The organism is Odoribacter laneus YIT 12061, from assembly GCF_000243215.1.
GTDB lineage: Bacteria > Bacteroidota > Bacteroidia > Bacteroidales > Marinifilaceae > Culturomica > Culturomica lanea.
The window spans coordinates 2,221,453-2,234,822 of sequence record NZ_JH594596.1 but is presented as its reverse complement, the minus strand read 5'-3'; the positions used below and the strand labels follow the sequence as shown (position 1 = coordinate 2,234,822).

12 protein-coding genes are annotated in these 13,370 nt (G+C 39.6%); 7 read left to right on the top strand and 5 right to left on the bottom strand.

Annotated features, from left to right (window positions below; genetic code table 11):
- Positions 1–3 precede the first annotated feature (3 nt).
- The 5 genes from HMPREF9449_RS09355 to HMPREF9449_RS09335 all read right to left on the bottom strand — a co-directional run bounded on the left by HMPREF9449_RS09355 (position 4) and on the right by HMPREF9449_RS09335 (position 8,092).
- Entirely contained in the window at positions 4–1,599 is a 1,596-nt protein-coding gene (locus HMPREF9449_RS09355; RefSeq protein WP_009137014.1) for a CTP synthase, read from the bottom strand.
- A 163-nt stretch (positions 1,600–1,762) separates the two neighbouring features.
- Positions 1,763–3,607, bottom strand: a complete 1,845-nt coding sequence (locus HMPREF9449_RS09350) for a DUF349 domain-containing protein (RefSeq protein ID WP_040611761.1) — start codon at positions 3,605–3,607, stop codon at positions 1,763–1,765.
- Between the two features lie 168 nt (positions 3,608–3,775).
- Positions 3,776–4,795 carry a GNAT family N-acetyltransferase gene (locus HMPREF9449_RS09345; RefSeq protein WP_009137012.1) on the bottom strand — a complete coding sequence of 340 codons (1,020 nt, stop codon included), beginning with the start codon at positions 4,793–4,795 and terminating at the stop codon, positions 3,776–3,778.
- A 4-nt stretch (positions 4,796–4,799) separates the two neighbouring features.
- On the bottom strand, positions 4,800–5,690 hold the full coding sequence (locus HMPREF9449_RS09340; RefSeq protein ID WP_009137011.1) for a DUF2156 domain-containing protein: 891 nt from the start codon (positions 5,688–5,690) through the stop codon (positions 4,800–4,802).
- Positions 5,691–6,088: 398 nt separating this feature from the next.
- Positions 6,089–8,092 carry a glycoside hydrolase family 97 protein gene (locus HMPREF9449_RS09335; RefSeq protein ID WP_009137010.1) on the bottom strand — a complete coding sequence of 668 codons (2,004 nt, stop codon included), beginning with the start codon at positions 8,090–8,092 and terminating at the stop codon, positions 6,089–6,091.
- 222 nt (positions 8,093–8,314) lie between these two features.
- Here HMPREF9449_RS09335 and HMPREF9449_RS09330 point away from each other — a divergent pair, with 222 nt between their 5' ends.
- From HMPREF9449_RS09330 to HMPREF9449_RS09300, 7 genes are all read left to right on the top strand, one after another.
- A complete protein-coding gene (locus tag HMPREF9449_RS09330; protein WP_009137008.1) occupies positions 8,315–9,256 on the top strand; it encodes a lysophospholipid acyltransferase family protein in 942 nt (313 codons plus the stop codon).
- Entirely contained in the window at positions 9,253–10,260 is a 1,008-nt protein-coding gene (locus HMPREF9449_RS09325) for a glycosyltransferase family 2 protein (RefSeq protein WP_009137007.1), read from the top strand. Before HMPREF9449_RS09330 ends, HMPREF9449_RS09325 begins: the two co-directional genes overlap by 4 nt.
- A gap of 102 nt (positions 10,261–10,362) precedes the next feature.
- Positions 10,363–10,680: an RNA polymerase sigma factor gene (locus tag HMPREF9449_RS09320; RefSeq protein ID WP_009137006.1), complete on the top strand. Its 318-nt coding sequence runs from the start codon at positions 10,363–10,365 to the stop codon at positions 10,678–10,680.
- Positions 10,681–10,795: 115 nt separating this feature from the next.
- Positions 10,796–11,776, top strand: a complete 981-nt coding sequence (locus tag HMPREF9449_RS09315) for an IS30-like element IS4351 family transposase (RefSeq protein ID WP_009136301.1) — start codon at positions 10,796–10,798, stop codon at positions 11,774–11,776.
- The gene (locus HMPREF9449_RS09310) at positions 11,773–12,078 is read left to right on the top strand and encodes a sigma-70 family RNA polymerase sigma factor (protein ID WP_009137005.1); all 306 of its coding nucleotides are present in this window, start codon (positions 11,773–11,775) and stop codon (positions 12,076–12,078) included. Before HMPREF9449_RS09315 ends, HMPREF9449_RS09310 begins: the two co-directional genes overlap by 4 nt.
- 26 nt (positions 12,079–12,104) lie before the next feature.
- A complete protein-coding gene (locus HMPREF9449_RS15910) occupies positions 12,105–12,494 on the top strand; it encodes a hypothetical protein (RefSeq protein ID WP_009137004.1) in 390 nt (129 codons plus the stop codon).
- A 7-nt stretch (positions 12,495–12,501) separates the two neighbouring features.
- Positions 12,502–12,951: a hypothetical protein gene (locus HMPREF9449_RS09300; protein ID WP_009137003.1), complete on the top strand. Its 450-nt coding sequence runs from the start codon at positions 12,502–12,504 to the stop codon at positions 12,949–12,951.
- The last annotated feature ends 419 nt before the right edge of the window (positions 12,952–13,370 follow it).

Sequence of the window (13,370 nt, the reverse complement as noted above, 5' to 3'; positions counted from 1 at the left end):
TTATTATGAGAGACAGGCTTTTATAAAAGCAACAAACAGCGGATGAGGCTTCACCACAGTACTTTTATATTCCGGGTGGAATTGAGTTCCTATAAACCATTTATGGGAAGGTATTTCGATAATCTCCGTCAATCCTGTATCCGGATTGATGCCGGTGGTGATCATACCACCTTTTTCGAAAGCTTCTTTGTATTCGTTATTGAATTCGTAACGATGACGATGTCTTTCTTCTACCATTTTTTGTCCATAAGCTTCGTAGGCTTTAGAGCCTTCTTTTAATTCACATTTATAAGCTCCCAGACGCATTGTCCCTCCTTTTTCCGTTACATTTTTCTGACTGTCCATCAAATCGATGACCGGATATTTGGTTTTTGCTGCCATTTCTGTGGAATCCGCTCCTTCCAGATGCAGAACGTTCCGGGCAAATTCAATGACGGCCATTTGCATACCCAGACAAATTCCAAAAAACGGGATGTTGTTTGTCCGGGCATAATGAATGGCGAGCAATTTCCCGTTAATTCCTCTGTGGCCAAATCCGGGTGCTACTAAAATACCATGCAGATTTTTAAGCGTTTCTTCGGCATTTTCTTCATTTAAGGTTTCACTATGAATCCAATGGATGTTCACTTTACAGTCGTTCACAGCTCCTGCGTGGGTAAAAGCCTCGGCAATGGATTTATAGGCATCGTGCAGCTCGACGTATTTGCCTACCAGCCCAATTTGTACTTCCTGTCGGTAATTATTCAATTTGTAAAGGAATTTTTTCCACGAATCCAGATCCGGTTCACTGTTCAACGGAAGATCTAATTTTTCAAGTACGATTTCGTCCAGTTTTTCTTCTTCCATTTTAATCGGCACCTCATAAATGGTGGAAACATCGATGGATTCAATCACGGCTTCCGGCTGTACGTTACAGAATAAAGCAACTTTCCGTTTTAAGTCGTTGTTTAATTTGTGTTCCGTACGGAGCACTAATATATCCGGTTGAACTCCGATTTCCAAAAGAGATTTTACAGAATGTTGAGTGGGTTTGGTCTTTAACTCTCCGGAAGCCGACAAAAAGGGGACAAGTGTCAAATGTATCAATACGGATTTTTCTCCCAATTCCCAACGTAACTGACGTACAGCTTCCAAAAAAGGTAAAGATTCAATATCGCCTACAGTACCTCCGATTTCGGTGATTACGACGTCGTATTCCCCTTTATTCCCGAGTAGTTTTATATTGCGTTTGATTTCATCCGTGATGTGGGGGACAATCTGTACCGTTTTCCCTAAATAATCTCCCCGTCTTTCTTTATTGATGACGTTCTGGTAGATCCTGCCTGTCGTAATATTATTCGCTTGAGAAGTGGGACAACCTGTAAATCTTTCGTAATGTCCTAAATCCAGGTCTGTTTCCGCTCCGTCATCGGTAACATAACATTCTCCATGTTCGTAAGGATTTAATGTTCCCGGATCAATGTTGATATAGGGATCCAATTTTTGATTGGCAACTTTATATCCTCTTGCCTGAAGTAATTTTGCCAAAGAAGACGCAATGATACCTTTTCCTAAAGAAGAGGCCACTCCACCCGTAACGAAAACATATTTTGTTGACACGATAACTTGAATTTTATTAATTTCTCGAAGTTGCAAATGTAAAAAATAAGACCGGAGTACACAAGAAAAAAAGAATGAATATCCCCCTGAATGCCCTCGTTAAAAAATGAAAAATCCCTAAAGCCGAAAGAGAACCTTAGGGATTGGAAATTTTTTATGAGTATTAAATCAGGCTGTCAATCGCCTTTAATTTTTCCTGCAATAAAGCTAATCGCTGTTTGGTTTTTTCTATCTTAGACGTTAACTCCCGGATAAGACCTTCGGATTTGTTGGATTTTGCAATAAACCCGATATTGTTTTCCCAGGTATGGATGTCATTCTCTAGTTGCCGAATTTTGACAATCAACTTTTCCCGTTCGTTGATAATTTTGAATTCTTTATTTTCGCTGCTGTCCAGAGAATTGATTTTAGCCCTGTATTTTTCCAGGTTTTTATCAAATTCATCCAAATTCAATTTGTCAAAATAAGTATTTATGATTTTTCGGAATTCTTCTTGGACGGCTTCTTTTTCTTTGATGGGTACAAATCCGATATCATTCCAACGGGCTTGGAATTCTTTTAGTTTTTTGATATTTTCTTCGTTATCGTCTACTAGTTGGAATTGTTTTACCTCTTCAATTAATGCTTTTTTGGCCTCCAGATTTTTTTCCTGTTCGGAATCAATGCTCTTGAAGTGGGCATTCTTGTTATTAAAAAATTCGTCACAGGCTGCACGAAAACGGAACCATATTTTGTTGGAATATTTCCGGGGAGCAGGACCTATTTTTTTCCATTCTTTTTGATAGGAAATAATTTTATCTGTGGTAATTTTCCAATCTGTACTGTCTTTAATGGCTTCTACTTTTTCACAGAGCTTGGTTTTCAGTTCCAGATTCTTTTCCTGTTCTTCCAGCATTTGTTTGTAAAATTCCCGTTTCCGGTTAAAGAAAGTATCACAGGAAGCCCTGAATGTTTTAAAGACCCGGTTGCGTTCTTTTTGAGGAACGGTTCCGGAATGTTTCCATTCTTCCTGGAGTTCGATAATGTTTTGGGCAGCAGCATTCCATTCCTTGATACCTTGGTATTCCGCAGCTGCAATTGCGGCCGCTTTTCCGCAAATTTCTTCTTTTACCTTCAGATTGTCTTCCTGTTCTTGTTTCAGGCTTTCAAAAAACTTGTGGTAACTATCATTGATTTTACTCGTGGCAGCTTTAAAACGTTCCCAGACAGGTTCTTGTTGTTCTTTCGGAATAGGACCAATTTCTTTCCAACGGGTATGGAGGAGTTGCAATTGTTTAAAAGCGTCGTTGATGTCCTTGTTTTCCACCAGTTTTTCCGCTTCCTCGCATAAATTGATTTTGGCATCCAGATTTCGTTTCAGATCCAAATCTCTCAACTCCTTGTTGATTTTGATGTAATTATAGAAATTTTCTACGTGGTGATGATAGGTCTCTAGTAAATCATTCACGCGGTTTTGGGGAACAAGGCCTGTGTTTCTCCAGCGTTCTTGTATATCTTTGAATTCCTGAAATGTTTTATTGAGTGCTTCTTCCTTTTGTACCAATTCTTTCAGTTCTTCAATCAACTGGAGCTTGATCTGAAGATTTTTTTCCCGGTCTACTTCGATCTGCTTTGCGGCAGTAATTCTTTTTTCTTTAAAGAGTTTATAAAGATCGTAAAACTTTTCTTTATTCTCATTTTTGTAATTGAAGTCTGCTGCAGGAGTCCCGTCAGCCGTGAAATCTGCCAAAGCTTGCTCGTATTCCTGCTTGTATTGTTTTTCAAAAATTTCCGGGAGCTTCTCCATTACATCTTTAATTTGCCCCGTCGGACAGGTTTCAATGAGCTTTTGCATTTCTGCAACAATCTCCTCTGTTTTTAAAACAGCGAAATTGATTTCCGGAATTTCCGGTTTAATTTCTTCTGAAGGAATGTTTTCTTCCGTAGGAAGGATGTCACTTACTTCGTTGGCTGGTACTTCTGAAGAATTGTTTAGCCCTTCATTCAGTAACGTGTTGTCTTGGTCCATAGTTAGTCTGCCGTTAATATTTCTCGATTCCATTAGCACACGAAAATAGTCAATTAATCTGAAAATGACAATATTTAGCAATAAAAAGTCCTTTTCTTTCTGTTTTAAGGACATTCTTTAGGGAAAAAAGAGAAAGAAATGAGCCGTTTATTTTTTTTAGTCCGGGGTTTAATCCAGCATAAGACTGATAAAAGCCGGATAGTTAAATACCATCTGGGTTAATTCTCGGATGTCTAGTTGCAGGTCCGGACGTTGTATTTCGGAATCTGTTCGAAAGACGGACCCGTTTTTTAAACGATAGAATCCGCTATTTGAAGGCACTATTTCGTCTGTTAGCTGAAGAAGTATGGTCCGGTGAGGGTGAGTTTGAGCATAGATGCCTAGGACTTGTAACGTATCGATCATGCGGGCCATACCCCGGCGGATTGTATGCCCGGAACGAGGCGGAGTTTTTAATTCGATTTCACTCTTGTTCCATTGGTCTGCCACTGTATTCAGCAAAGCGCTTTTTTCATCTTCAGAGTCGGCCAACAATTCACTGATGTGCAGTTTGTCCGGTAAAGGCTGAAGAAAAGCCAGTCCCCCGATTTCTCCTGAAATATGCCGAAATAAAATTAAATGACCTCCCGACAGATATAAATCTTCCAGAATAATTTTGAAATCTTCTGCAGTATGTTGGACACAATTGGGACGTTTTAACATCTGCCGATTAAAATAACAATAAAGCTCCGGCAGCGAAGAAAAACATTTTTGGGAAGAAAGAATTTCTACCTGTTTGTGAGTATATTTTACCGGTAAATAATAGTTCTCCGGAGTATAACCGAAAACCGGGACATATCCTGTTTTAGCATAATAATCGTACAGATAGTCTTCCTGAGGAATCAATATACTAAAAGCGATTTTTTGGTTTTTCATGACCCCGAAAGCTTTTGATAGGAGTTGGGACATATATCCTTTTTTGCGGGCTTCCGGAAGAGTGGAGGCTCCGGAGATGTAAGAAACGGGAATCAAATTCCCATTCCATGTCATTTGGTAGGGAAGCATTTGCAGGGCTGATACGATTTGGCCGTTTTCGCTCAGGGTAAGCGTATTTTCTTCCCGGTATTTTTTGTCGAAATAAAAACGGATGAAATCTTCTGAATCCTGAAAACAAATCCGCCATAAACGAATCACTTCCTCTTTAACCATGACTTTATTTTTTTGTGGCGATGCATTTTTCCAAAAGAATCGCCGGATGATAGGAAAGTTTGGATTGACGCAAGCCGGGAACACCTAAGTCTTCTTCCCGGTTAATGTAAGTATATTGTTCGGGAAGGTGGGAGGCGAACTCTCGGTTGATGATGCTGTAGGCCCCGTCAATGTGTATATTGGCTTTTTCTACGTTGATGTCGAAAGTGTTTTGATTGATGGGAGCTCCGAAGGTAAAAGCAACCATTTCTTCGTTTACCCAAATGGCTCCTCCTGTTAGATTCAGTTCTTCATAATGGTGGATCGCATAGGTCAATGCCCGGCGTTCATCTTTCAGACCGTTCTGTTCCACATAGTCGTGTTCGATACTCCAGCGGGATTCGAATTCTAAACATTGGGGGAGCATTTCCGGGGTGAGAGGGGTATACCTGTAAGAGTATTCTTTGGTAAATTTGTTTACGTGATTCCGCTTGGGTTGATAATTTTTCCCTTTTAATTCGACCAAATCTTTCCGTAAATAGACATAATCGGCAAAATCCCGGTAAGAGGTGTACTCAAAGAGAGTGGGAAAAATTTTTTCTAGTTTTTCCTGTGTTTCCGGATATATCCCTTGTAGGCGTAAAGGATGACCTTCCTTTTGTGCTTCTTTGTCCAATTGCTCAACAATATGTACCAGATTCCCCTTACCGATAGGCATTAAATAAATAAGCCGGTTGTCCTCTGTGTGGAAACGAACGACCAGACTATTGTCTATCACAGTATAACTGCTTTGGTTACTGAAGTGCCAGGCACATAGGTTGGAAAACGCAAAATCGCAATCCTGAGGTGCGTACGCTAAGGTATAAGAAGTGATTAAAGATTTATCTGCTAAAGTTATAGGCTTGAATTCGATCATATACTATCAGAAAATTAAACATTCTTTTCATTCAGTTGTACGAAATTACCGCATTTTTGGTTTAGTTAAGTAAAAAAATATGTATTTTTTTACGCAAACGTATGTCTGGAAAGTTAGTGCGGGAATAACAAAGCCAGATGGGATTTTCTTTGAAGGAAAGACAGGAATAGGTAAAAATTCTGGAACAGTTTAACGGTTTATTGGGGCTGAACGAAGAAAACTTGCAAACTTTTAACGGACAAACTTTCGGTTCTGATAAATAGGTATCTAAGAACCAGAGGATTGTCCGTTAAAGGTTTGCAAAATCTTATCAGTCAGGCTTAAAAGCCGTTTATTTATCTGAAAAATTTTGAATATTTTCTATCTTTTGGAGGAACTGCCTGTAAATATTTATACCTCTATTGTTGTTTAAGGATAAGGGCAAAACCTCCACCGGGGGCCATCTCGATCGCTAGCTGTTTCTCGGCTCCCAGAGAGAATGCTGTTCGTTTGTAATCCTGTCCGGCCCGGTCTGCATTGATCCCGTCCTGAAAGAGAATGGCCTGATAAACATTGTTACCTAGAAAACTGAGGTCCAGTTCAGCTGTACGGGGAGTCCAGTTTGTAAGTCCTCCTATATACCAATCGTTTCCTTTTCTGCGGGCGATAATGACGTTTTCTCCAATTGTGCCTTCCAGTACTTTGGTCTCGTCCCAGGTAACGGGGATTTGAGCTATAAAAGCTAGCGATTCCGGTTCTCTCTTATAGTTGCTGGGATTGTCGCACAGCATATTCAAAGGGGATTCGAAAACAATATAAGTGGCCAGTTGACGGCAACGGGTTCCCTGGCTCATCGGTTCTGAATAAATCGGAGCGAAAGTCCTTTTAGCTGCATTCCGCATAGCCCCCTGAGTATAATCCATCGGTCCTGCAACCATTCGGATAAAGGGAATCATGACATCGTAAGTGACCTGGTCGACAGAATCCGGGGCCCATTTTACATTTTCTAAGCCATATACTCCTTCAAAATTCAATACGTTCGGGTAAGTACGTTGTAAACCGGTAGGTTTATAAATGCCGTGTAAATCCAGCAGAAGATTGTATCTGGCGGCTGTTTCAGCGGCTTGGTAAGTAAAATCTACAATTTCCTGATCGTCCCGATCGAAAAAGTCGACTTTAAATCCTTTTACTCCCATGTCCGCGTAGTGACGGCAAATGTTTTCCAGATCTTTTTTTAAGGCTTCGTAACCGGCCCAAAGAATGATACCTACATTCCGGTCTGTTGCATAATCTACTAACTCCTGAATGTTGATTTCCGGAATAATTTGCATCATATCTGCCTTTTTATTTACCGCCCATCCTTCATCCAGAATGACATATTCTATCCCTTGTTGGGAAGCGAAATCGATATAATATTTATAAGTATTGTTATTTATACCGGCTTTAAAGTCTACCCCGTAAATATTCAGATTGTTCCACCATTCCCAGGCTACTTTTCCAGGCTTGATCCAGGTAATGTCCCCGATACGGGAAGGAGAAGCTAATTTATAGACCATGTCGGAATTGGCTAATTGTTTATCTGCTGTCGAGATGATCACTACTCTCCAGGGTAAATCCTGTTTCCCCGGAATCCGGGCAATATAAGGTTCTCTAGCGGTTACCAAGCGTTGCAGCATATTGTGCCCACCTTGTACTGTCGTCTTGGGATAAGGGGCGAAAACCCCGGTGAAAGAATGGTTCCCTTGAGCTGTATTGAGGTACATACCCGGGTAACTTTCCAGATCTGCTTCTGTCAAGAGTACTTTTTTCCCTTTTTTCACATCGACAACCAAGGGCAGAAACATAAGCCGTTCTTTGTCCAAAGCCGAGATTTTATCGTGAGTATAAGTACTCTCAAATGAATTGAAGAACTGAGCTTCGAAAGATTTGTTCTTTTTATCCCGGGCGTGAACGTAAGGCACATAGGCTTCGTAATCATTATCGAAATTGAAAACAGCTTCTTCGCTTACGACGGTAAGTGATTTGTCCGAAAGATTCCGGAAACGGTAAGCTACTCCGTCATTGTAAGCCCGGAATACCAAAGCCCAATTCCCTTTGAATTGGAGTGTCAGTTGGTTGTATTGGTCAATCACTTGAGACTTTTTATAAAAAGGAGAAGTAATGATATTATCTGCAGATTGTTTACTTACTTTTTGTAATTTCGGTTGGATCCCCCAGCTTTCCTGATTACCCAAAGTTAAAGAAAGCGGAGAAGGGGCAATGAGGGTTTGGTCATTGTCCAGAACCGACCAACGAATGAGGTCTCCGATCTCAATGATGACTTTTAATTTCCCGTCGGGAGAGCTTATTTGCTGTTTATGAGAAGCTGCCTGAGAAAATAAACTGGTAACGAATAATAGGAAAATAGTAAAATGTGTTTTCATTTCTCTTTTTTTAAGTTTATGGAAATGTTTAATAACGAACGCCATTTATCAATTGAGTTGTATTCAAATGAAATGGGGGGCAATTTAGTTAAAATTCTGGAATCTCAAAAATGGTTAAGATGATAGAAAATCGTTTTGTTTGCTTTTCTGGTTGTGGATAAATAGGTTGGTTTTTGGATATGATTTTGAAAGCGTTTATCTTTGACTTCTTAATTAAAATATATGGTATCTTATCTATTACGCGGACTTATCTGGATAATTAGCTATTTACCTTTGCGGGTATTATATTTTTTTTCGGATATTTTGTATTACCTGTTGTATTATGTGGTTCGTTACCGGAGAAATGTTGTTCGGACAAATTTGAGAAATGCTTTTCCTGAAAAAGAAGGAACAGAACTGACACGGATCGAAAAGAAATTTTACCGGAACCTGGGAGATATTTTCGTTGAACTCTATAAGCCCTGGCATATGTCGGAACAGGAAATGAGACGTCGCTGTGTATTTAAACATACGGAAATCCTTCAAAAATATTACGATCAGGGGAGAAGTGTCATAGGGGTATTGGGGCATTACGGAAATTGGGAATGGATGGCTTCTTATGCTTTATGGACAAAGGGAAACATTGATTTTTATACACTTTATAAGCCGATGCACAATAAAGTAATGGATCAGTTGATGATCGAGATTCGCTCCCGTTTCGGTGCACGGCCTGTGCCTAAAAATGACATCTTACGCCTGATTGTCAGTAATCTGCGGGAAGGACGTTTGTTTTTGGCCGGTTTTATTGCCGACCAAACTCCCAATGTCAATAATTTGAATTTTTGGATGGAATTTTTGCATCAGGATACCCCTGTTTTTATGGGAACGGAAAAAATTGCCCGGAAATTTAATTTGCCTGTTATTTCTTTGCAGATGAAAAAATTAAAACGGGGATATTATGAAGTGGATTTTGTGGATCTCTGCGGAGAACCTGCTCTTTTAGCTCCGGGGGAACTGACCCGTATGCATACTTGCTTTTTGGAGCAACAAATACAGAAAGCTCCTGAATATTGGTTATGGTCGCATCGCCGGTGGAAGCACAAAAGGGAAGAAGCTGTTTATTTAGAAGAAAATAAAGGAAAAAAGCCGGAAGAAAACAAGATAAAAATTAAGAAAGAACGATGAGCCGTTTTTCTGTCGTCATATTGAATTGGAATGGGGAAAAATTGCTGAAACAATTTTTACCTGCTGTAGTCCGGCATACCGATCCGGAAAAAGCCGAGGTTATTGTGGCGGATAATGGTTCTACCGATCGTTCTTTGCAGGTATTGGCAGAAGATTTTCCGGAGGTTAAGGTAATCCGTTTTGAAAAAAATTACGGTTTTGCTGCGGGATATAATAAAGCGATAGCTTTACTCGATTCGGCTTATGTCGTATTATTGAATAGTGATGTGGAAGTGACTTCCGGTTGGTTATCTCCGATAGAGGACCTGTTCGAAAAGGAACCGGAGGTTGTTGCGATACAACCTAAAATTAAAGCCTGGAAGGATAAGGAAAAATTTGAATACGCAGGAGCCTGTGGAGGATATATAGATCGGTACGGATTTCCTTTTTGCCGGGGAAGAATGCTGAATACGACAGAAACCGACCGGGGACAATATGATGACGTAGTGGAGACTTTCTGGTGTAGCGGGGCCGCCTTATGCGTGAAGAGAGAGGTCTATTTGGCTTGTGGAGGATTGGATGAACGTTTTTTCGCTCATATGGAAGAAATTGACCTTTGCTGGCGGATGCGAAACCAGGGATATGTTTTAAAGGTCCAGCCGGCTTCTGTCGTATATCATCTGGGAGGGGCTTCTTTGCCGATGAACCATCCCAGAAAGCTGTTTTTGAATTATCGGAATAATTTGTTAATGCTTTATAAAAATCTGGATCGAAAAACGTGGAGAAAACTTTTTATAATCCGCTTGCTACTGGATTCAGTCGCTTTTTTTATTTTCCTCCTCCGGGGACAAGGAGCCAATGCCTCTGCTGTATTTCGTGCTTATCGTGCTTTTTGGACGATGAGGAAAGAATATACCCCTATCCCGGTGTCTAAACAGGATTCCTGTATTTATAAAGGAAGTATTGTATATGCCTATTATATAAGGGGAATCAAAACTTATACAGCTTTGAGAAAAAGAAAATAGGATATCAATTTTTCACCATGGAGAAGAAAACCAGGGGGGGAGAAATAAACCTTTTGAGAACTTTATTGTCAATATAATTGAAAACAAGGCAAAATTGTCGGTATGTCTATAGCAGATAATGAAATAATAGAATTGTTTCATCTTAAGAATAAGAAGGAAGAAGCTTTTCGGTTGCTCGTGGATAAATACAAAGAGAAACTCTATTGGCACATCCGGAAAATCGTCTTAAGCCATGAAGATAGTAACGACATACTACAGAATACTTTTGTAAAAATATGGCAAGGTCTAAAGGAATTTCGGTATGAATCCGGATTATATACCTGGATGTACCGGATTGCAACGAATGAATCCATTAACTTTTTGAATGACTTGAGTTCAACTTATAAATGCAACTTTTTGGGTGCGGATAATAAGCAATAAAAACATTTATTTTTCAGAGAGGAAAGAGAGACAATGTCCCCCTTTCTCTCACTCTGAATGGATAAAGTTTGCTATCTTTGCTTTAATTGTCCGTCCAAAGAAAAAAAAGTTGCAGATGAGCAAACATATAACCGAGGAACAAAGGTATGCAATTTCTATGATGTTGCAAATACCGATGAGCAAAAAAGCAATAGCGGAAGCTATCGGAGTAGATAAAAGCACTGTTTACAGGGAGATAAAGCGCAATTGCGACGCCCGAAGTGGTAGCTATAGCATGGAGCTTGCCCAGCGAAAAGCAGACAGGCGCAAGCAGCAAAAACATCGCAAGGAAGTGCTTACACCGGCAATGAGAAAACGGATAATAAAGCTGTTGAAGAAAGGATTCAGCCCGGAGCAGATTGTCGGCAGGAGCCGCTTGGAGGGAATTGCGATGGTATCTCACGAAACGATATATCGCTGGATTTGGGAGGATAAGCGGCGGGGTGGCAAACTGCACAAATATCTTCGCAGACAAGGTCGCAGGTATGCCAAACGTGGTTCTAAAAATGCAGGGCGAGGATTTATCCCAGGCAGGGTGGATATTGATGAGCGTCCCGAGATAGTGGAACTGAAGGAGAGATTTGGTGATTTAGAGATAGATACAATTATTGGTAAGAACCACAAAGGTGCCATTCTTACCATTAACGACAGAGCAACAAGCAGGGTCTGGATACGCAAGTTGTCGGGAAAAGAAGCCATCCCGGTAGCTAAGATTGCAGTATGGGCACTGCGGAAAGTGAAAAACTTAATACACACAATTACGGCTGACAATGGAAAGGAGTTTGCAAAGCACGAGGAAATTGCGCAAAAATTGGAAATAAAATTCTATTTTTGCAAACCATACCACTCATGGGAACGTGGTGCCAATGAAAACACCAACGGGCTTATCAGGCAGTATATCCCAAAGGGTAAGGACTTTAGTGAAGTAACCAACAAACAGATTAAGTGGATTGAAAATAAACTCAATAATCGACCTCGTAAAAGACTTGGATACCTCACGCCAAACGAAATATTTAAACAAATTATTAATCAGAATTCTGTTGCATTTGCAAGTTGAATTCAGCTGAGAAAAAGCGGAAAGTATATGGAAATTCCGGGGAAATTACAGAGGCTTTGGAAAATATTCTGGAAAGTGATGTCTATTTCAGCGGGGATGAAATTCAGAAAGAATTACAGAAAGCAGTATTGAAATTGACCGACCGCCAGCGTCTGATATTCAATATGAAATATTTTGATGATATGCCTTATGAAGATATTGCTGCTATTCTGGATGTTGCTGTAGGAACACTGAAAGCTACTTATCATAATGCAGTGAAGAAGATAGAAGAAAATATGAGAATCATAGATAGTCAATTCTGAATTGTTCAATTTCTAAATTTTGAATGATGGATAATTTTGATGATAAATATAAAAAGAAAAATCCTTTCTCGGTGCCTGAAGAATATTTTGGACATTTGACAGATCAGGTGCTGGAGAGAATAAGGGAGGAAGAAAAGCCACAGAAAGTTTCTTTTGTAAATTTACTGAAACCTTATATGGGGTTGGCTGCCATCTTTTTGCTGGCTTTCCTTATCGTTCAATTTGTCGTACCTCATTTTATTGATGGCAATAAAATGTTGAAAAAAGCGAGCACGGAGATCGTTGCGAATACGGAAGAGGGAGTTGCAGATGATTTAGTCCTAGACGGAAGTTTTAATCCGACGAGCGAAGAAATCCTGGAATATCTGTCTACGGAAGTGAGTGATTATGATTTGATTTATGCAGAACTTTATTAAAAAGCATATGAGATTTTGGATAACAATTTTGCTGTCTCTGTATGGAATGACTCTTTGGGGACAGGAATCTAAATTAACAGAAAAAAAACGACATGAATTTGAGGCACAGAAAGTGGCTTTTTTTACTCAGGCACTAGACTTGACCCCTGAAGAAGCTGCTGTTTTTTGGCCCCTTTATAATGAGATGGTTAAAAAGATCCGGGATAAGGAATTCCAAATCCGAAAAAATACCAAGGCTGTCCGGGATGCCAAGAACCTGACCAATGCTCAGGTGTTGAAAGTGGTGGAGGAGACGTTGGTTACGGAACAACAAATACTGGATATCAAAAAGGAATATTATCATAAATTATTAGCTGTCATTCCCTCTCCGAAAATTTTGAAATTGGATTGGGTTGAACATAAATTTCATAAACAATTGCTGGATAAAATGCGTAACTGTCCGGTTTCCCCCAAATGATGTTCTCTTCAGGAGAAAATCATTCTACAGCTCCAAGAGATTCGTGTGAGGTTTACTTTTTAATATTGCTAATCGATAAAAAACTAGCTTCAGAGGCTATTTCTCCGTCTAGGATCTATTTTAGGTATAATTTTTTCTCCTTTTCCGATCCTTTGCGCTTTTCCCTCGGATGCTTCATTCGCTGCTGTCAGCTTAAATGCTGTTAATACACTAAAACTTTCTCTTTTTAAGCTGTAAAAGTTTTAGTGTTCCTGAATTTGCCCTATATATAGCGGAACTTCTACTAAAACCTTGTCCTATTTGGGTGGATAAATGTATCTTAAAGGGAAGAAAAACCAGAAATTTTACTTCATGCTTGAAATATTTGAGAGAGAAATAATTGTATAAAATATGTTTAAAAAAATACAACAAAATTAAAA

What these genes read in the sequence shown, in the direction of transcription:
- HMPREF9449_RS09345 (WP_009137012.1), bottom strand. Translation starts at nt 4,795, where the DNA reads ATGGTTAAAGAGGAAGTGATTCGTTTATGGCGGATTTGTTTTCAGGAT.
- HMPREF9449_RS15910 (WP_009137004.1), top strand. Translation starts at nt 12,105, where the DNA reads ATGGATAATTTTGATGATAAATATAAAAAGAAAAATCCTTTCTCGGTG.
- HMPREF9449_RS09340 (WP_009137011.1), bottom strand. Translation starts at nt 5,690, where the DNA reads ATGATCGAATTCAAGCCTATAACTTTAGCAGATAAATCTTTAATCACT.
- HMPREF9449_RS09330 (WP_009137008.1), top strand. Translation starts at nt 8,315, where the DNA reads ATGGTATCTTATCTATTACGCGGACTTATCTGGATAATTAGCTATTTA.
- HMPREF9449_RS09315 (WP_009136301.1), top strand. Translation starts at nt 10,796, where the DNA reads ATGAGCAAACATATAACCGAGGAACAAAGGTATGCAATTTCTATGATG.
- HMPREF9449_RS09325 (WP_009137007.1), top strand. Translation starts at nt 9,253, where the DNA reads ATGAGCCGTTTTTCTGTCGTCATATTGAATTGGAATGGGGAAAAATTG.
- HMPREF9449_RS09320 (WP_009137006.1), top strand. Translation starts at nt 10,363, where the DNA reads ATGTCTATAGCAGATAATGAAATAATAGAATTGTTTCATCTTAAGAAT.
- HMPREF9449_RS09300 (WP_009137003.1), top strand. Translation starts at nt 12,502, where the DNA reads ATGAGATTTTGGATAACAATTTTGCTGTCTCTGTATGGAATGACTCTT.
- HMPREF9449_RS09350 (WP_040611761.1), bottom strand. Translation starts at nt 3,607, where the DNA reads ATGGACCAAGACAACACGTTACTGAATGAAGGGCTAAACAATTCTTCA.
- HMPREF9449_RS09335 (WP_009137010.1), bottom strand. Translation starts at nt 8,092, where the DNA reads ATGAAAACACATTTTACTATTTTCCTATTATTCGTTACCAGTTTATTT.